At 63.4% G+C, this 18,727-nt stretch carries 16 protein-coding genes; 4 read left to right on the forward strand and 12 right to left on the reverse strand.

Going from position 1 to position 18,727, the window contains the following annotated elements; translation table 11 throughout:
* Position 1 precedes the first annotated feature (1 nt).
* The 8 genes from ACRVY7_RS17495 to ACRVY7_RS17530 are packed head-to-tail and all read right to left on the reverse strand — an operon-like array spanning position 2 to position 9,565.
* The gene (locus ACRVY7_RS17495) at positions 2-1,501 is read right to left on the reverse strand and encodes a carboxyltransferase (RefSeq protein ID WP_431817984.1); all 1,500 of its coding nucleotides are present in this window, start codon (positions 1,499-1,501) and stop codon (positions 2-4) included.
* Complete coding sequence (locus ACRVY7_RS17500) at positions 1,498-2,937, reverse strand: acetyl-CoA carboxylase biotin carboxylase subunit (RefSeq protein ID WP_431817985.1); 1,440 nt, start codon at positions 2,935-2,937, stop codon at positions 1,498-1,500. The genes ACRVY7_RS17495 and ACRVY7_RS17500 overlap by 4 nt, the downstream gene beginning before the upstream one ends.
* On the reverse strand, positions 2,930-3,508 hold the full coding sequence (locus ACRVY7_RS17505) for an acetyl-CoA carboxylase biotin carboxyl carrier protein (protein WP_431817986.1): 579 nt from the start codon (positions 3,506-3,508) through the stop codon (positions 2,930-2,932). Before ACRVY7_RS17505 ends, ACRVY7_RS17500 begins: the two co-directional genes overlap by 8 nt.
* Complete coding sequence (locus ACRVY7_RS17510; protein WP_431817987.1) at positions 3,505-5,247, reverse strand: pyruvate, phosphate dikinase; 1,743 nt, start codon at positions 5,245-5,247, stop codon at positions 3,505-3,507. The genes ACRVY7_RS17505 and ACRVY7_RS17510 overlap by 4 nt, the downstream gene beginning before the upstream one ends.
* On the reverse strand, positions 5,244-5,852 hold the full coding sequence (locus ACRVY7_RS17515) for a hypothetical protein (protein WP_431817988.1): 609 nt from the start codon (positions 5,850-5,852) through the stop codon (positions 5,244-5,246). The genes ACRVY7_RS17510 and ACRVY7_RS17515 overlap by 4 nt, the downstream gene beginning before the upstream one ends.
* Positions 5,845-7,341, reverse strand: a complete 1,497-nt coding sequence (locus ACRVY7_RS17520; protein WP_431817989.1) for a class I adenylate-forming enzyme family protein — start codon at positions 7,339-7,341, stop codon at positions 5,845-5,847. Before ACRVY7_RS17520 ends, ACRVY7_RS17515 begins: the two co-directional genes overlap by 8 nt.
* Entirely contained in the window at positions 7,338-8,849 is a 1,512-nt protein-coding gene (locus ACRVY7_RS17525) for a hypothetical protein (protein WP_431817990.1), read from the reverse strand. Before ACRVY7_RS17525 ends, ACRVY7_RS17520 begins: the two co-directional genes overlap by 4 nt.
* Positions 8,850-8,863: 14 nt before the next feature.
* The gene (locus ACRVY7_RS17530; protein WP_431817991.1) at positions 8,864-9,565 is read right to left on the reverse strand and encodes a PEP-utilizing enzyme; all 702 of its coding nucleotides are present in this window, start codon (positions 9,563-9,565) and stop codon (positions 8,864-8,866) included.
* A gap of 181 nt (positions 9,566-9,746) precedes the next feature.
* Here ACRVY7_RS17530 and ACRVY7_RS17535 point away from each other — a divergent pair, with 181 nt between their 5' ends.
* From ACRVY7_RS17535 to ACRVY7_RS17550, 4 genes are all read left to right on the forward strand, one after another.
* Complete coding sequence (locus tag ACRVY7_RS17535; protein ID WP_431817992.1) at positions 9,747-10,529, forward strand: helix-turn-helix transcriptional regulator; 783 nt, start codon at positions 9,747-9,749, stop codon at positions 10,527-10,529.
* Positions 10,530-10,647: 118 nt separating this feature from the next.
* Complete coding sequence (locus ACRVY7_RS17540) at positions 10,648-11,028, forward strand: PEP-utilizing enzyme (protein ID WP_431817993.1); 381 nt, start codon at positions 10,648-10,650, stop codon at positions 11,026-11,028.
* Complete coding sequence (locus ACRVY7_RS17545) at positions 11,025-12,218, forward strand: hypothetical protein (RefSeq protein ID WP_431817994.1); 1,194 nt, start codon at positions 11,025-11,027, stop codon at positions 12,216-12,218. Before ACRVY7_RS17540 ends, ACRVY7_RS17545 begins: the two co-directional genes overlap by 4 nt.
* Positions 12,219-12,263: 45 nt before the next feature.
* Positions 12,264-13,412 (forward strand): Rv3169 family protein, encoded by a 1,149-nt coding sequence (locus ACRVY7_RS17550; protein WP_431817995.1) that lies wholly within the window; start codon positions 12,264-12,266, stop codon positions 13,410-13,412.
* 88 nt (positions 13,413-13,500) lie between these two features.
* Here the strand turns inward: ACRVY7_RS17550 and ACRVY7_RS17555 are convergent, their stop codons facing one another.
* Genes ACRVY7_RS17555 through ACRVY7_RS17570 form a run of 4 tightly spaced genes read right to left on the reverse strand, consistent with a single transcriptional unit; the run spans position 13,501 to position 18,684 of the window.
* A complete protein-coding gene (locus ACRVY7_RS17555) occupies positions 13,501-15,144 on the reverse strand; it encodes a dipeptide ABC transporter ATP-binding protein (RefSeq protein ID WP_431817996.1) in 1,644 nt (547 codons plus the stop codon).
* Entirely contained in the window at positions 15,141-16,070 is a 930-nt protein-coding gene (locus ACRVY7_RS17560) for an ABC transporter permease (RefSeq protein WP_431817997.1), read from the reverse strand. The genes ACRVY7_RS17555 and ACRVY7_RS17560 overlap by 4 nt, the downstream gene beginning before the upstream one ends.
* Entirely contained in the window at positions 16,067-17,089 is a 1,023-nt protein-coding gene (locus tag ACRVY7_RS17565) for an ABC transporter permease (protein ID WP_431817998.1), read from the reverse strand. Before ACRVY7_RS17565 ends, ACRVY7_RS17560 begins: the two co-directional genes overlap by 4 nt.
* Positions 17,086-18,684 carry an ABC transporter substrate-binding protein gene (locus ACRVY7_RS17570; RefSeq protein WP_431818244.1) on the reverse strand — a complete coding sequence of 533 codons (1,599 nt, stop codon included), beginning with the start codon at positions 18,682-18,684 and terminating at the stop codon, positions 17,086-17,088. Before ACRVY7_RS17570 ends, ACRVY7_RS17565 begins: the two co-directional genes overlap by 4 nt.
* Between the last annotated feature and the right edge of the window lie 43 nt (positions 18,685-18,727).

The following is an 18,727-nucleotide window of genomic DNA, read 5'->3' on the forward strand; positions in this document are numbered from 1 at the left end:
ATCAGTGGTCTCCGTGCAGTGTCAGTTCGAATCCGCCCGACTCGACGTGGAGGTACGCGCCGACCGATGTCGAGATCAACTTCTTGATGTTGGCCACCTCACGGCTACTCAGCCCGTAGTCAACCGTCCGGGGCGGTGTCGAACGCATCACGTCGATGTCATGTTCGGGGACGAGCAGGCGCAGAATGAGCTCGTCGTCGGAGATGTCCTTGCCGAACTTCTTGCGAAGCTCCGACAGTTCCGGCTGCGGGGGCTCCCAGTCGCTGTAGGTCTTGGCTTTCGGCGTGTCCATGATCTTGTCGAGGACGTTCTGGTCGATGGGTGCAACAGAGTCGCCGTAGAAGCCGTTGGCGTACAACAGAACTTCATCCGGAACCACCGAATAGCGATCCCCGGTAACCACATTCAGCACGGCCTGGGTGCCCACGAGTTGTGAGAAGGGAGTCGCCATCACCGGATAGCCCAGTTCTTTCCGGATCGTCGACATCTCGTCGAGCACTTCCTCGAACCGATCCTCCATTCCTCGATCCTTCAGTTGTGCTTTGAAGGTGCCCGCCATGCCTCCCGGTAGCTGGTGCCGGTACTGGTAGAGCGAGAACTCGGCCGGTTTGCCAACAGGCAGTTCGTCGATGCCCGCAACATTGATGAGGTGCTTCTCCACCGGCTCGAGGCGACTGTCGTCGATCTCGACGTCGAAGCCCGCATAGCGAAGATTCGCGACGGTGTTCTCGGTGGACGGCAGTGATACACCCGCGGCAAGAGGTCTGCTCGCGCTGTGCACGCGATCGGCTCCTGCGAGTACCGCTTCGAGGTAATTCATCGGAGACAGCGCGTTGTTCGAGTGGAAGTGGGCCTCCACCGGGAGGTCGCCCGCCTCCGTCTTGATGGCACGGATGAGTGTGCGAGTGCGCTCGGGCGTCAGCAGTCCGGCGGCATCCTCGAGTTCGATTCCGTCGGCTCCGAGCGCGACGAGCTCACGTGTGCGTGCCGCGTAGTACTCATCGGTGTGGTATGGGCTGTCGGCATACAGAATGCACGGAAGTGCCTGTGCCCCATTGGATTGGGCGACTTTGACCAGTCGTCCGATCTTGTCGGTGTTGAAGAGGCCGTCGTAGATCCAGAAACTACCGATCCCGTGCGCACAGAGCCGCTCGACCCACAGGTCCATCACGCTGTCCGCGGTCAGACCGAAGGTGACGATCCCGTTGCTCCGCGTCCCTGCGCGCACCGTGGTGTGTGGCATCGCCTTAGACAGCGACACCAACTGGTCCCAGGGATCTTCCTTGCAGTGTCGGACAAGCACTTCGAAGATCGAGCTGCCCACTAGGTCGATGGTGTGGAATCCGGTGCGGTCGAGTTCCGCGGCGATCGGCAGTCCGATCGACTTCGTCATCCGCATCCCCCACCAGCTCTGCGGGCCGTCGCGCAGTGTCTGGTCGATCACGTCGATCGTGCGCCGACCCCCAACTGATCGGTCGGCGCAATCGAGGTAGCTGTTCATCTCGTCTCCTCACGAGTGTTTCCGAACGCGTCGGCGCCCACCTGGTCGATCCACCGGGTGGTCACCTTTCCGTCTCGGAAGATGCTGCTATTCAATAGGTATCGGCTGAACTCGACGGTCGTCGTCACTCCCTCGACGGTGAGTTCTGCCAATGCCGCGTTGAGTTTGTCTATCGCGCTCTCGCGCGTCGGGGCGTAGGCGATCACCTTGGCGATCATCGAGTCGTAGTAGGGGCTGATGACTGTTCCTGCCCGGCAGTGTGAATCGACTCGAATCCCGAAACCCGACGGAGGTTGCCATGTCGTCACTGTGCCCGGCGTCGGGATGAAGCCCCGTTCGGGGGATTCGGCCATCACTCTCGCCTCGACTGCGTGCCCGGTGATCGCGATGTCGTCCTGCGCGAACGAGAGCGGCAGGCCCGCGGCGACCCTGATCTGCTCGGCGACGAGGTCGGTACCGGACACCAGTTCGCTGACCGGGTGTTCCACCTGAATGCGGGCGTTGAACTCCAAGAACGCGAACTGCTCGGTGTCTGCGTCGTAGACGAACTCGACGGTGCCTGCGCTGTCGAGTTCGATTGCCCGCGCGAAACGGACTGCAGCGGTGTGTATCTCGTCGCGTGCCCGAGCGGACAGGTCTGGAGCAGGTGACTCCTCGATGACCTTCTGATGCCGACGCTGAGCACTGCAGTCGCGCTCCCCGACATGCACGACGGCGCCGTGTTTGTCGCCGATGACCTGGACTTCGATGTGCCGTGCCCGACCGATGAAGCGTTCGACGTAAATCCGTCCGTCGCCGAATGCCGCTGTGGCTTCAGCGATTGCGGTGGGAATACGTCGTCGGAGATCATCCTCGTCGGAGACCACAGACATTCCGCGCCCGCCACCGCCTGCCACTGCTTTGATCAGCACTGGATAGCCGATGTCTCGTGCGGCGGCCACCGCATCGTCTGCGCTCGTGGTGATGTCCGACCCGGACAGTACGGGGACGCCTGCTGCGCGTGCGATCTCCCTGGCGGCCGCCTTGTCCCCGGTTCCCGCGACGATCTGGGGATTGGGTCCGATGAAGGTCAAGCCCTCGTCGACGCATCGCTGAGCGAAGTCCGGGTTCTCGGAGAGGAAGCCGTAGCCCGGATGGACCGCGTCGCACCCGGAACCCAGTGCCGCGGCAAGCACAGCGTCGACGTTCAGATAACTCAGGCCGGCCGCGGCAGGGCCGATACAGACTGCACGGTCGGCCAATTCGGCCGCCATCCCAGCTCGGTCGACGTCGGATGTTACGACAACGCTCTCGATTCCGAGGGCCCGACACGCGCGCACAACACGCACCGCGATCTCTCCCCGGTTCGCGATGAGCACACGACGGATGAGCGCGCTGACCGGTGTTCGTGCATCCGTGACCGCCGGTCGCCCGTCGAGAGTTTGCGCGCTACTCATCGGGCCGGATCAGGAAGAGGGTCTGCCCGAAATCGACCAGATCTGCATTCGACGCGCGAATCGCGACGACCTCACCGGCGACGTCGGAGATGATCGGGTTCATCAGCTTCATCACCTCGACGATGCCCAGTTGGTCACCCGCGGAGACCTTGTCGCCGACCGCGACGAACGGTGGTGAACCGGGGTCGGGCGCCACCCAGAACGCACCGACGGTAGGTGACGTGATGCTCGTCAGTCCCGTCTCGTCGATGTCGTCTGTGGCAGGCGCGGTGGTCGTTGCAACTGACCTCGCCGTGCGTTTCGGCGAACTCGCCACCGCGGCAGTGGTAGCCGGTGCCGCCGCCGACGTTTCCAGCGGCGGCACCGGGGCTGTGGCGGCGACGGGGCCGGCAGCGCGGGCTGAGCCGACCAGATCGGGCGGTGGTGCGTCCTTGCCCACCGCGATCGACACGTCCCCGATGTCGAGTCGCATTCCCGCCCAACCTGATTCCGCGAAGGTCCGCAGGATCTCACCGATGTCGTCCGGTCCGAGCCGCGGGACGTGCGCTGCAGCGGTAGTCTGCTCACTCATTTGTCAGCCTTCCGATGGGCCACTGCAGCCAGCAGCACCGGCAGCGGGTTGGATGTCACGATCGTCTCGACGCCCGCATCGAGCGCAGCAGCGACTCCTGCGTCGGTGTCGAAGTAGGCGCCGGAGACCGTCTTGGTGCCCTCCCGAATCTGAACGGTTTCGGCACCCGACCGAGCCATCGCCGCGTCGGCGTCGAAGATGTCGCCGTCCAGCTCTCCGGGTGCGGCGGTACGTACCGGTGCGAGGCGTGCGGCCCATTCGGCGAGCGCTGCGAGGTCTTCGTCGTCGTCGACACTCACTGCCCGACTACCGATCTCACCGTCGAAGATGCGAGCTCCCGTGGCGTCGACGGTGATTTTGCGACCCGCGAGAGCAGCCACTGTGCCTGCACCGCATCCGACGACGCACGGAGTGTCCAATGCACGGCTGACGACAGCCGCATGCGACGTCGCTCCGCCGTTCTCGGTGACGACCGCGGAGGCTGCGATCATGCCGTGCACATCTTCGGGGCTGGTCGACTCACGGACCAGAATCGACCCCGGATGCTCCTGTGCCTCTTCGGCGGTCAGTACCGCCAACCCCACCGCATAGCCCGGGCTCGCAGAGACCCCGGTCGCCAGGGGTTGCTGCCCGTCGACTGCCTCGGTGTCGATGGTCGGGCGAAGGAGGTGTCGCACCTGTTCTGCCGTCACGCGTGCGCATGCGGTGGCCTCGTCGATCACGTTCTCGTTGACCAGAGTCGCGGCCACACGCACAGCTGCCTGCGCAGTCCGCTTCGCTGGTCGTGATTGCAGCAGGTAGAGCACTCCGTGCTGCACCGTGAACTCGATGTCTTGCGCGTCCTTGCCTTCGCGGTCCAGGAGTTCGGACGCAGAGATCAACTCCGCGTGCAGTTCTGGCCCGTTCTCGGCGAGCCACGCCAGCGGACGCGGAGTGACCCGGCCGGATACGACGTCTTCGCCCTGCCCCCGCGGCAGATACTCGCCGTACGGATCCCGTTCTCCGGTCAACGGATTACGTGTGAAGAGCACTCCGGTCCCGGAGTTGTCGTCGAGGTTGCCGAAGACCATCGCCTGGATGGTGACAGCTGTCCCGATGTCGTCTGGGATACCGTAGTGCGCCCGGTACGCCTTTGCGCGACGCGACTGGCTCGAATCGAACACTGCTGCAACAGCTTTGCGTAGCGCCGTGATCGAATCGACCGGAATGACTTCGCCCGTCTCGTCGGCGATCGCCGTGACCACCGATTCGGTGTCGGGAAGCTCTTCGAGATCCTCCACGCAGCCGGCGACGAGCTTGCCGTAGAGCGCGGCGAACCGGCGGTGGACGTCGGCCGCGAAGTCGGGATGCGAGGTCTCCTCGGCGAGCGCGCGCTCTGTCTCGGCGTTGACGCCGAGGTTGAGGATCGTGTCCATCATGCCCGGCATCGACACTGCCGCACCGGATCTGACCGATACCAGTAGCGGGTGATCGCCCCGACCGAAGGTTCGTCCGGTCCGCTCCTCCAGATAGGCGATACCATCGACGATCTCGGTGAACAGTTCGTCCGAGAGGGTGCGACCGTTGGCGAAGTACTCGGCACAGGAGGCGGTCGTGACGACGAACGCGGGCGGTACCCGCAACCCGAGGTCGCTCATCCGCCAGAGGCTCCACGCCTTTCCGCCGACCTGGTCGCGTTCGGGCTCCCTGTCGAGCTCGGTGATACGCAACACCGATGGATTGACCAGTTGCGCAGTCATTCGTCGCGCTCCTCGCCCATCATGCGCAGCAGATGTTCGTGCATCTGATACCAGACCGTGTGATAGGAATCGAGCCTCACATTGCTGACGTAATCGTGATCGCCTCGATCGACCTGCTGGAGCGCGCCGTCGAGTCTGGAGACGAACCGCTTGGTGAGGGGGTCGGCGCCGACGAACGGCGCGAGAACCGACTCGGCGCGCTCGTGAAGCCGCGCGAGTTTGTCGACGACCTTCGCGTCGTAGTCGGCGTCGGAGTGGTCGTTGGGCTGTTGTGTCCCGTCGACCGTGACCGTCTGCCACGACGTCATCAGCGCGAGCATCTGCTTGTTGATGCCCTGCTCGAAATCTGCAAGCGTCGCAACCAGTTCCGGGTTGGTGCGCTGGTCGGCGAACGCTATCGGGTAGGTCGCGTCGAGGTGCTCACGTCCCGCAGGCGTGATCATGTATGCACCGCGTGCGGCCATGGCATAGCCTGCTCCGACGGCTGCCTCCAGATGCGCACTGACGGTCGCCGTGTCCTGCTCGAGGATCGTCTCGAGTTGTTCGGCGTTCGCCAACTGTTTGAGCGTCAGTCCGTGCAGTGACAAATCGTTGCTATCAAGCATTTTCAACCTCCCTGGTTTGTCCCATCGTGTCTCTGACGGTGCGACGCAATGACTTTCCGACCGAGCTCTTGGGCAGCTCGTCCCAGAACTCGATGTGGCGTGGTCGCTTGAATCCCGCCAGGCGGTTACTGCAAAACTCGACGAGATCGTCGGCAGAGATCTGCTCCCGCACCACCACCGCGGCGCAGACGCGCTGTCCCCACCGCTCGTCGTCGACACCCACCACGGCTGCCTCGCGTACGGCGGGATGGGTGAGCAGGACGTCCTCGACCTCGCGCGGATACACGTTGAACCCTCCGCTGATGATCACGTCGTGTCGTCGATCGAGCAGGTACAGATAGCCGGACTCGTCGCGCTGACCGATATCGCCTGTACGTAGCCAGCCGTCGCTGCCGAGTGTTTCGGCGGTCGCGTCGGGACGGTGCCAGTAGCCGTTCATCGTGTGCGGCCCACGGGTCACCACCTCGCCCGCGGTTCCCGCGGGGAGCGAATTGCCCTCGGCATCTCGGATGTCCACCTCGACGAAGGTGTACGGCTTGCCCGCGGACGCGAGACGTTCCGGTGTGTGCTCGTGCGGCTGCAGGCACGTGATGGCCAGCGGCGCCTCGGCCTGCCCGTAGAGCTGTGCGAAGACCGGACCCAGCGCATCGATGCCGCGCTGCAAGAGCGTCGGCGCGATGGGCGCACCGCCGTAGCACAGACGACTCAGCCGCAGCCGGTCCCGATCGATCACCGCATCCTCGACGAGCATCGCGATCATCGTCGGCACCATGAAGGTCGACGACGCGCCGTATTCGATTGCGGCGTCGACGAATCCCTGCGGAGTGAACTTCTCGAGGATGACACTTCGCCCGCCCTTGACGAGATGCGGCAGGAAGAACGCGCCGCTCCCATGTGTGATCGGGGCTGCATGCAGCATCACCGACTCCGGGCCCAGATCGGGAAGTAGATCGACGAGGAAGTTCGCGACCTCGGCGAGTTCGCTACGCGTCGTGAGGATGACGGCCTTCGGCTTACCCGTCGTACCACCGGTGTAGGCCAGGCGCAGCGGCGCCTCCTGATCCCGCACCACTCGACACGGCTGCGACGAACCGCGTTCGATCATGCCGGCCAGTTCGGTTGTCGGAATGACGATCTCGGTCTCGCGTGGGGTACGACCGTCGGTGATCAGTGCTCGGGCACGCGAGTCCTCGATCTTGTAATCGAGTTCGACATCGGTCTCCCGCGCATTCAGCGGAACCCGGACAAGACCTGCCTTCGCGAGCGCGTAGTAGACGACGACTCCGTCGATACCGTTGGGCACCAGGACCGCGACATGATCACCGGGTTCGAGTCCTCGGTCGAGCAACGCATTACCGAGACGATCGGTGAGCGAGTCGAATTCGGCGAAACTCACGACGCGCTCGCCGTGAATCAGGGCAGGCGAGTCGCCGAATGCCTTGGCCGCTCGGCTGATGAGATCACCGATCTGCAGGTGCTGTCCGATCACCGCGGTGCCTCCGCGGAGTTCTGCGGGCGACCGATCCGGTACAACTCGTCGGCGAGCGGGGTGCCGTGGTTCCACTTGACCCACTCCTCGTCGAGGTAGCGGTACTTCGGATCATGCACCGTCGGGGTGAATCCCTGAGCGCGCCGGTTGTATTCGTCGATGTCGATGCGTCCCGCGCTGGTGGTCCACAGCGAACTCTTCGCGTCGAGCGTCGACCATCCGCGCAACTGATCTCCGACGGTCGGGGCGTAGTCGTCGTCGACGAGCACCGAGAACGGGATGCCGCTCATCATGTTCTGGTTCAGATTCGAGTAGCGTGCCATCGAGTACGGGTTGGTCTTCTGCTGCGGGAAGCCGATGAGGCCCACCATCTCTGCCAGATAGTCACGCGCGTACTCGTCGTTCATCAGCGGCTTGAAGCGCTGCACGCGCTCGTCGAGTTCGAACCAATCGCTCTGCCGGTAGGTTCCCGCCAGATGGGCGAAGTCCTTACCGACGGACGAGTAGACGAGTGCACCCGCATCAATCATCTGCTCGCGGGTCCAGGTGGCCATCCGCTTCCACAGGTCCGCGGTCGCCTCGGTGAGGATGTCGCGGTAGTGCTCCATCGTCTCGGCGAGCACGTCGGCGTTCTCCATACCCACCGGCGCATAACCGTCGGTCAGCGGGTCGGCGGTGTACATTCCCACCGCTGCGATGTTCGCCGCGTCGTAGTTCGGTTCGGCCTCGAACGACGCCCAATCGTCGACCAGTCGGAAGTTCGTGTCGGAGAAGACGATCGGGATGGTCAGGTTGTTGTGCGGCAGAGTGACCGCGATTCCGTCGAGCCAGGGGTAGTCGCCCTCGGTGAGGTCGAAGAAGTCGCGTACGAGAAGCTGCCTGTTGTCCCCGAAGTTGTAGGGACCGCTGTTGTGAATTCCGATGCGGCACTCGCAGTGAGCAAGAAATGCGTACTGCGACAGTGTGGCAAGAAGTTTCACGGTCGCACTGTGCAGGCGGTCGCCGTCCTTGACACCGTGGAGCTGCTCGGAGAAGCCGTCGAGGGTCCGCTCTGGAAGGAACTGCGAGCGATCGCCGAACTCCTTGTTACTGATATGCCCGTCGTTGCGGTGATAGGCGAGATTGAATCGCCGGCTGAAGTCGACGACGTCGAGCACGTCCTCGACAGCGTCCTGGGGTCGGATGAGACCCCACGACATCAACATCTCGCGACCGAGCAGGTAGAACGCCGGCATTCCCCAGGCGGCGTTGACGGTGTTGACCTTGAAGCTTGCTTCGCGGACTCGGTCGCCGAGTTCTTCTGCCGGAGTTACTGATTCGATCTCGCGAAGCTGAGTCGGGAGGCGGTAGAAGCTATTGAGGTAGCTCAGCAGCATGTACGGGTTCATCGGGAACAGCTTGGATTCCTGCACCGTCCGAGTGATGCACAGCCAGTAGGTCGTGTCGCTCAGGTTGCGGAGGAAGCTGTTGGATTCGAGAAGGTCGGTGTAGCGCAGCTCTCGTGACATGGTGTCGGGTCCTCTTACTTGTCGAGTTTCCAGATGCGGGCGTGTCCGGTGTCGCCGGACTCGTAGGCGTCGGCTGCCGGAGGCGCGACGGACGTTTCGATCTCGACTCGATCTCCGTCTTCGAGACCGTCGATCCGGCAGTTCATGAGGGTGGGGACGCCGTATTCGCGGGCGAGGATGCCGAGGTGCGAGCGCACGGTCCCGCCGAGGCAGATGACCCCGTGAAAGCCTTCGAGGATGGGGGCGGTCAGCGTGCCGCCCGAGTCGTCGATGACAGCGATGGTGTTCTCCGGAACGCCGTCGCCGAGGAGTTCCATGACCTGCTCGATGCGTGAGATTCGCAGGACGCTTCCCACGGTGTTGCTCGCCGTGGTCTGCACGTTGTCACCACGACCGGACAGCGACTGGTCGCCGCCCTCGTCGGCGACGAAGTTCTTGTCGCCGGCGTCGGGCCGTCGATACTTCTCCGGTTCGGAGTCGAGCGACGCCGTCGCGGAGAACTCGAATCGGTAGCCGGTGTCGAGCACCTCTCGCTCGATCGCTTTCGCATCGTCGGCGCTGAAGAGATCCGCAGTGAAGACGTCGCGCTTCCAGTCGAATCCCTCGACGGACGTGCGGGACGCGGTGAGCTCGCGAATCGAGGTGTTGTACTGCTTGGGCAGCGGGAGGGTTTCCGACGTCCCCCACTTGGGGGTTATCGTTCGAGAGTCGGGCATGGGTGAACTCCTTGGTCTCATCTGCGTCGAACCCGGCGGTTGCACTTCCATCTGCCCTGGTCAGCGGGATGTGGCTGGTGCACCTGTCGGGTGTGATGTAAACCTATGGGCGTCGCTTCGTGTGATGTAGTCCACATTGGGGGACAACTTCTCGAAGTGACCCGGCACGAGGAGTTACCCCATGGCAACCACCACCCCCACCTGGACACCGCCAGCAATCCTGGACGTCGAGGACTATCGAAAAGCGTTCGAGATCATCTCGGGATGCCACGACGCGTCGACGCTCACGCAGTTCCGCGAAGGCCTCGTCGAGTCGCTCTGCCGACACCTCGACGTCGCCAACGTCTCCTTCTTTTCTGGATCGACGTTCCATCTCGTCTTCGAGGACACCGAACCGCTGACATCGGGCATGACCGCGAAGATGCTGCCCGAGTACCAGGAGCGTTGGGCATCACACGACGTGTTCGGTTCGCCCGTCGCGGTCCGACAACTACTGACCTCGTCGGTGGCCTCACTCGACGAGCTCGAACAGCAGCACAAATTGCCGCCCTCCTCGGAGGCGTATGTCCGACACTTTCTGCACGAGCGGTGGCATGTCGGTTCGGCGGCGGGCATGCGACTGCCGCTTGCCGGCGGGCGTATCGCATTGGTCGGTCTCTTCGGCAAGACCGCGGCCGACCTCGGGCCGCACGAGATCGGCGTTCTCCGTCTCGTCGGTCAGCAACTCGCACCCGTCACCAAGCGGCTTCCGATCGAGCCCGCGCTGCAAGCCATTCGGAGTCTGACCGGCCGACAACGCGAAGTCGTCAAGTTGGTCGCCGACGGCCAGAGCAACGCACAGATCGCCGACATTCTCTGCATCGCAGAGGATTCGGTGAAGAAGTACATCACCCGCATCCTCCATCAGACCGGCTGTCAATCACGGCTGGAGTTGGCGCTGATCGCACGTGACGCGACGCTGTGATAGCCGATCAATCGATGCGACCCGCATGATTCTGTCCCCCAAAGTGGACTGCCCATTTGTGTGACCTGGTTCATATTCTGCGTAGACCTGATGGTTCGCAGAAAGGACCCGACACATCATGTCGCAACCGCTCGACCACGCCGGCACAGGCGTCAATCTCTTTGCCACCAAGGATCTTTCGGGAACAGCCCGATGGTTCGAGGAAACCTCCGATGTCCTCGACATCGACGACGACGATCTCGAGGACACGATCGCCTTTGTCCACAAGGGTGGCATGACTTTTCTGTCCCCCATCCTCCCCGACCTCAAGGGCATCGTCTGCACAGCCGGTAGTCGGGAGTCGCATCTCGCCATCCTCTCGCGCGAGTCCGCCGTACCCTGTGTGCTCGCCGCAGAACTGGCGACCGAGGTTCCCTCCGGCGCGCAGGTCAGGCTCAATCTGACCGACGCGGAGACCGCAACCATCGACATCGTCGACGCGCCGGTGGTGACGGCATGACATCGACGACCGTCGCGCACAGCTCTCGCCTGCTGACCGATCCCGACTACGAACCGACACTCGACGAGTGGAACGAGCTCATCCTCGAAGGTGGACGGGCGTACAAGTCCGAACTCTCCCGTCGCACGGTGTTCGAATCGGAGCTGTTCGGAATGAACACCTACATCATCATGTCGATGATGGAGGACTACCTGCGGGTACCGGAACGCATCCGGACCATCACCGCGAAGATGACACCAGAAGAGTTGGTACACAACAGCGCTCCGATCGGAACGAAGCGCAGCTTCATCAACCTCGCGGCCATGCCGCTGCACTACCTGACCGGTCGAGAGCTCTACGTCGATCTCGGCGACAACAGCCTGGCGGATGGCCTCGAGGATCAACTCGAGGTGTTGCGCTTCTGGCGCAGGGCGACCATCGCGACACGAACGGACGGCGCGCTCTACAACATGGATGCGACGCCGCCCAACAGCTCGCATGTCATCGACCAGGATCTGTTGGATTCGATTGTCTCCCAACTCGAACCGAACAATGCCGAAACGTCGGCCACACTCCGCAAGTTCGCTGCGCGGCTCACCGCATATGCATTCCTGGAGAACTGCGATGCCCGCACCGCCGTCTGCGACACCGGCCCCTACGATCTGGGCGACGGCACCTTCCTCGCGCTGCGCGAGCTGTGTTGCGACGGCGTCGGCGACTTCGAGTGGCTCGACGGAATCCGGGACACGTTGCCGCACCACAACTTCGTACTCGCCTACCGGCTGCCGTCGTCGATCACGATGGACAACAACGTCTGGGGCACAGCGTGGTTCACACCGAGCGACTACCTGTCGGAGGTGATCAGCGCGCGGGTGTTCACCACGGATGAGAACGGCGAGCTTCAGGCGCTGACGCTCGACGACGTCGTCGCGATGACCGGACATATCCGCAAGGCGCATCGCGCACTATATGCACGGCTTGCGGAGACCGAACCCGAGCAGCGCAACCTGTACGCCACCGAGATGTACAGCTGGAAACTCAAGGCGTGGGCGCGAATTGCGGGATGCTACGACGACATCGACTGGTCGATCAGTCCGTCGATCGTCGAGTCGTACCAGCGGTTCAGTGATCCCGACACGGCCCTCGCGCTGATCGGCGGAATCTTCGTTCCCGCCGAACGTGACAGCTGCTTCCGTCCCATCGGGCAGTAGCCGGGCACTCACCAGGGCGACGACGAGCCGCCCGGAAAGGTCTTCATGCGTCACACAATGCAAGAACTCGTGCCCGCCGACGAGTACCTCATCCACCAGACACCCGAAACGTTCGCGACGGTGTCGCAGGCCGACTACTCGTGGACCGAGAAGGTCTGGTTCTCGCTGTTCAACAAGGACGGCTCCGTTCAGATCGACTTCGGGATCGGTAAGTACATCAACCGCAACGTGATCGACGCCTTCGCGGGGGTCTCGCGCGGCGTCGAACAGATCACCGTTCGAGCAAGCACGGAACTCGACAACGACCTCGAACGGATGGGCGTCGGGCCGATCGACTACGAGATCATCGAGCCGATGGGAAAGCTCCGCTGCATACTGCGCGAGAACGACATTCAGCCGATCAGCTTCGACGTGGTCGTGACCCCGATCATGCGCCCATTCCTCGAACGAAAGGACGCGCAGCGCGGCGTCGACGGTTTGCGCGTGGCGTCGGATCTGCGTCGCTTCCATCAGGCGTGCACGGTGTCGGGTTGGCTGACGATCGACGGTGAGACTCTCGAGATCACCGACGACACGTGGTTCGGCTATCGGGACAGGTCGTGGGGTGTGCGCATGGATGTCGGCGAGCCGGCACCCGACGTGAAATCGCTACACCGCATGAATCAGAACTTCCTGCTGACGTGGAGCCCGCTCTACTTCGAGCCCACCGACGGAAGTGATCCCTACGAGATCCATCACTACCTGCAATGGGTCGACGGCGATGTGCACTACTTCTCGGGGTACATCAACCATGCCGATGGACGCCAACAGCCACTGCACGGAATGTCGGACGATCTGAAGTTCGATCCGGCGACACGTCGACTTCTCGGAGGCACCATCACGTTCGACGCAGGCTGGGGCGAGCAACGCGTGATCGAGATCGAACCGATCTCCGACACCGGATTTCACCTCGGTACCGCCAACTACTTCGGGTACAAGGGTGACCGACATGGCAGTTGGCACGGTATCGATCACGTCGACGGCGATCGGTACGCCGACATGACTGACCGCGAAACCCTATTGATCGCACACCAATTCCGCGACTGCGTGGTGCGAGCTCACGAGGGAGACGCCGTCGGATACGGCATCTTCGAGACCATCGTGATCGGCGACCACCCGCGATACGGACTCAGTGGGGACGACTCGTTCCTCTGAGGTCAGATACATCCTCGGTGCCTCGCAGGCGTGAACACACCCTCGCCTGCGGGGCACTGTCGTATCTCGCCCGCGGGCGATGGCCGGTCTAAGCGACCCGTTCCCCGTCGATGGTCGGCACGGCGGCGAGCAACTCCCTGGTGTACGGATGCTGCGGGTTCTCGAATACCTCGTCGGCTGCGCCAGATTCGACGACCTCGCCGGATCGCATCACGATGATGTCATCGCTGATGTGGTGGATCACGCCGAGGTCGTGCGAGATGAACAGCAGCGCAACGCCCGTCTCGGCCTGCAGTGTGGCGAGCAGATCGAGAATGCGCGCCTGGATCGAGACGTCGAGTGCCGACACGGGTTCGTCGCAGACGATCACCGATGGCTCGGGGGCCAGTGCGCGTGCGATCGCCACACGCTGTCGTTGACCCCCGGAGAGCCGCAACGGATGTCGAGTTCGGAAGTCATCCGAGAGTCCGACGTGGTCGAGCAGCTCCGACACCTTGGCGTCGAGTGCTTCACCCCGTACACCGGTGACACGCAGCGCGTCCGCGATGATCCGCTCGACGGTCCACCGCGGATCGAATGAGCTCAACGGATCCTGATAGATCACCGAAATCTGTTGGCGCGTCGAGCGTCGCTGTGCATCCGAGAGCGCGCTCCACGGTCGGCCGTTCAGTTCGACTGTTCCCGAATCGGGTTCGGTCAGCCCCAGCACGATGCGCGCCGTCGTCGTCTTACCCGACCCGGACTCACCGACGATTCCCAACGTCTGCCCTGGCCGCAGGTCGAAGCTCACTCCCTGCACTGCGGCATGACGATGATTGTCTCTACCGCCGAACGTCTTTCGGAGGTCACGTACGCGCAGAGCAGGCGGCTGATCGTCGGCGATCGGCGTCGCAGGCGGAAGTGTGGCGCCATTGGTGAGGAGCGTTCCCTTCGACGCTCTCGACGGAATCGCCGCCAGCAGTCCCTGCGTGTACTCGTGCTGGGGGTCGGTCAGAATCTGCTGCGCATCGCCGTATTCGACGAGCTCGCCGGAACGCATCACGGCGACCCGGTCGGCCAGGCTCGCAACGACGGCCAGATCGTGAGAGATCAAGATGATGCCGCTGCCGCGCTGTTTTGCCTGTCGCAACACCTCGAGGATCTGGGCCTGAACCGTTGCATCGAGAGCAGTTGTCGGCTCGTCGGCGATCACCAGCTTCGGGTCCCGCGCAAGCGCCGACGCGATCAGCGCACGTTGCCGCAGTCCACCGGACAACTCGTGCGGACGTTGTCCCGCACGGACCTTCGGCTCCGGCACGCCGACGAGATCGAGGAGTTCGACGACTCGCTCGGCACGCTGCGCCCTCGCCGTCCTTGAGAGTCCGGCGGCGAACGCGCGGCCACGGTCATGTACTGAGATGGCCTCCCCTATCTCACTGCCGACGGTGCGCAGTTGGTCGAGCGACACCAACGCGTCCTGTAGCACGAAGCCGATCTCGCGGCCACGGACATTGCGCCACTGTCGATCCGACAATCCACGGAGCGATCGGCCGTCGAACGTGATGCGTTCGGCGGTGATCTCGGCGCCGTCGCCGGTCAGTCCGATCAGCGTGCGGGCCGTCACCGACTTTCCGGACCCCGACTCCCCGACGATCGCCAGACATTCGCCAGCGTCGAGTTGCAGCGAGACTCCTTTGACGATCTCGCGACCACCGAAAGCGATGTGCAGGTCTTTGATGTCCACCAGGCTCATCGCCTGTCTCCTTCCAGACGCTGGCCGAGGTAGCGGCCGAGCGTCGTAAATGCCAACGCCGCAACGACGATCACGAGGCCCGGGAAGATCTCCAGCCACCAGGCGACGGTGATGTACGTGCGACCGGAGTCGAGCAGCGCACCCCATTCCGGTGCCGGTGGTGCGACGCCGAGGCCGAGGTATGCCAACCCCGACGCCCAGATGATCGCCTGGCCGATACCCAATGTTGCCGTGACAATCATCGGTCGCAGCGAGTTGGGAGCGATGTGCTGCAGCAGGATTCGTCCACGGGAGTGACCGATCGCGGTCGCGGCCTCGATGTAGGGCGCATTGCGGACGGCGAGTACCTGACCGCGCACGATGCGTGCGTACCCGGGCGCGATGCCGATCCCGATGGCAAAGATCAGAGTCGACGCTCCCGGTCCGAACACCGACACCAGCAATAGTCCGAGAAGCACTGTGGGAAAGGCGAACATGATCTCGATCCACCTGTTCGCGAATGCTCCTGCGATACGCCCCGAGAGGCCCGCCGCGATACCCAGGAACACAGCGAGCACCGTTGCGACGGCGACCGCGCCAAGGCCTATACCGAGCGACTCGCGCGTGCCGTAGATGACGCGGCTGAACAGGTCGCGGCCGTTGAGATCGGTGCCGAACAGATGCGACCAGCTCGGCGGTGACAGCGTGGCGTCGAGGTTGATGGCGAACGGATCGTATGGCGCGAGGAGCGACGGAACCACTGCCGCGAGCACGAGCAGCACGACCACGATGGCTGCTGCAACAACGCTCCACGGTGGTCGACGCCGCTTCTCCGCTGAGGGAACGGGATTGCGCGTCTTCAATGTCGACAGCAACGCGCTGAACGCGGACCCCGTCGACGATCCAGCGGATTCTGCTGGAGCGGTGGAATTCTCGATGACGGTCACGGGACCTCGATCCGGGGGTCGATGACGGTGTAGAGCGCATCCACAGCCAGGTTGGCGATGGTGTAGATCAGTGCGACGAAGATGACGATGCCGCTCACGAGAGGGACATCACGGGATGTCGCGGCACTCACCAGGGTCTGGCCGATGCCTGCGCGTGCGAACACCGTCTCGGCGATCACCGCACCCGAGAGGAGGGCGCCCATCGCCCAACCCGACACGGTGATGGCCGGCAGTACCGAATGGCGCAACACGTGTCTGCTCCGCACGGAAAGCTCGCCGAGACCGCGACTTCGAGCGGTCAGAACGAAAGGCTGGTCCAGCGCACGTGCGAACTCGTCACGCGCGATCTGTCCGAGGAAGCCGGCCAACGGAATCGCCAGCGTCAAGACCGGGAGCACGAGGCCACGGACCCCGGTACCGCTCTCGACCGGGAACCATCCGAGGTTGATCGCGAAGACCACCAACAGGATCGATCCGATCCAGTACTGCGGAAGTCCGGCGCTCACGGTCTCGATGAACGAACCTACCGCGCCCCACGGGCCGCGACGACCGGCAGTGAGCGTGGTCAGGAAGAGCACCAGAATCCAGGCCACGATCAACGCGCTGAAGGTCAACACGAGCGTCGGACCTACTTGCGCGGCAATGATTTCGGTGACCGGCTGTCCGAGCTGATACGACGTGCCCAGATCGCCGCGTAGCAGTCCCCCGAGGTAATGCAGGTATTGCTGCCACACCGGATCGGTGAAGCCGTACTGGGCGTTCACGGGCGCGGTCTCGTCGGGGGTGCGCTCTCGACTGAGACCTGACGAGAGATTCAGGAGCAGCGTTGCACGGTCGCCAGGCGCGATCACCTGCAGTAGGAACGTGATTGACGCGGCCGCCCAGAGAACGAGCACCGCGGAACCCAGTTTGGCTCCCCAGCGCACCACGGCACGTGGGGGTCGGCGCCGCGACACGGTCGGGGTGTTATCCGTAGGCGAGGCACCGTCGGCGGATGCGCGGTCGTCGAGCACGGTCATCGGACAAACCTCGCATCCGCGAACACCGGTTCGCCTTGGGACTTCTCGATCCACACGTCGTGGAGTTTGGGATTCGACGCCAATGACGTTGTCTGCGTGTACAACCCGATGGACAGAGCGTTGTCGCCGATGAGTCGCTGCGCGTCGGAGTACAACGACGCCGCCTGCGCGGGATCGGCCGACGAGTTGGCCTGCTCGATGAGTCCCTGTAGATGCGGATCGTTGTAGAACGCCGTGTTGTACGGATTCGGGTTGTCGGACAGGCGTTGTCGCCAGTTGATGTAGAGCAGTCCCGGCGTCGGACTGGTCCAGTAGCCAACGTATGCGTCATACGTATCGGCCTTGGCGTAGTTGCCACCGAAGTAGGCGCTCTGTGTGGCAGGCACGAGCTGGAGGTCGAATCCGACTTCGCGGGCCTGTGCTGCGACGTCCTGCAGAATGCCTGCTCCTTCGGCCCCGATGATGGAGTCAGCCGGGTAGACGACCCGTGCGGTCAATCGCTTTCCGTCCTTCTCGCGAATGCCATCTCCGTCACGCAGCGTCCAGCCCGCCGAGTCGAGTAGTTCGTTCGCCTTCGCCGGATCATGCGGAAAGTCTCCGGCTTTCGCATCGTAGTCGGGCGTGCTCTGGCTCAACGCCCCGTTGGCGTTGTAGGGCACCACTCCGAGATAGGCGGTCTCGACCGACTTCTCGCGATCAGCGGAGTACGCGAGCGCTTGGCGGACACGCACATCGTCGAACGGCGCGTGTGCGACGTTGAGTGTGATCGCGTTGGGCCTGCCGGGCGTGATGTACTGCTCCGTCTGGAACTTGCGCGTCGCCTCGGCCCAGTTCAGCGCGGGAACGTTGTAGATGACGTCCGACGACCCGCTGGTGAGCGAGCCGTACCGCAGCACAGGATCTTTCAGGAACTTCCAGATCAGCTTGTCGACGTACGCGGGACCCTGATGCTTCGCGTTGGCGGGCGCTGAGTTGTACTGATCGTTGCGGACGAAGGTGATGCTGCGGTTGCGATCCCACTGCGCGATCTTGAACGGACCGGAGCCGACCGGCTGCGCACAGTTCATCTTGGGCCCGCGCGCCAAGGCTGTCGGCGACTGAATTCCGAAGTAGCCCTGCGAGAGAACGGTCAGCAGGGGCGTGTACGGCGCTTTGAGATGGAGACGGTAGGTCAACTTGTCGACCACTTCGTCCGACTCGAAATACTGCCCGATATACGAGACGACCGTGCCATTTGGGCTGTCGGGATCGAGATAGTTGTTGATGTTGGTCTTGACGGCAGCCGCGTCGAGTTCTGTTCCGTCGGTGAACTTCACATCGGGCTTGAGGTGGAACGTATAGCTGCGTCTGTCGGGCGAGATATCCCAACTGGTTGCGAGCCACGGGACCGGCTTGCCGCTGTCGTCGAGTGAGACCAGGTTGTCGAGGTACTGCCGTGCGAGGTACGCGTTCTGAACCCAGCCGCCGTGGACGCACGGGGGCTCTTGTTCGTGACCGTATTCGATCACTCCCCCCGAGACCAGCTCACCAGGCGCTGCGGCAACACCTTTCGACGATCCGTCGCCGGTCTCCGGCCGACCACAGGCGGCAAGCATCACACAGGCGGCCAGCCCGATGGCCGGCAGGATGCGGGTCCGC

This window comes from Gordonia jacobaea, assembly GCF_965344965.1.
GTDB classification, from domain to species: Bacteria; Actinomycetota; Actinomycetes; order Mycobacteriales; family Mycobacteriaceae; genus Gordonia; species Gordonia jacobaea.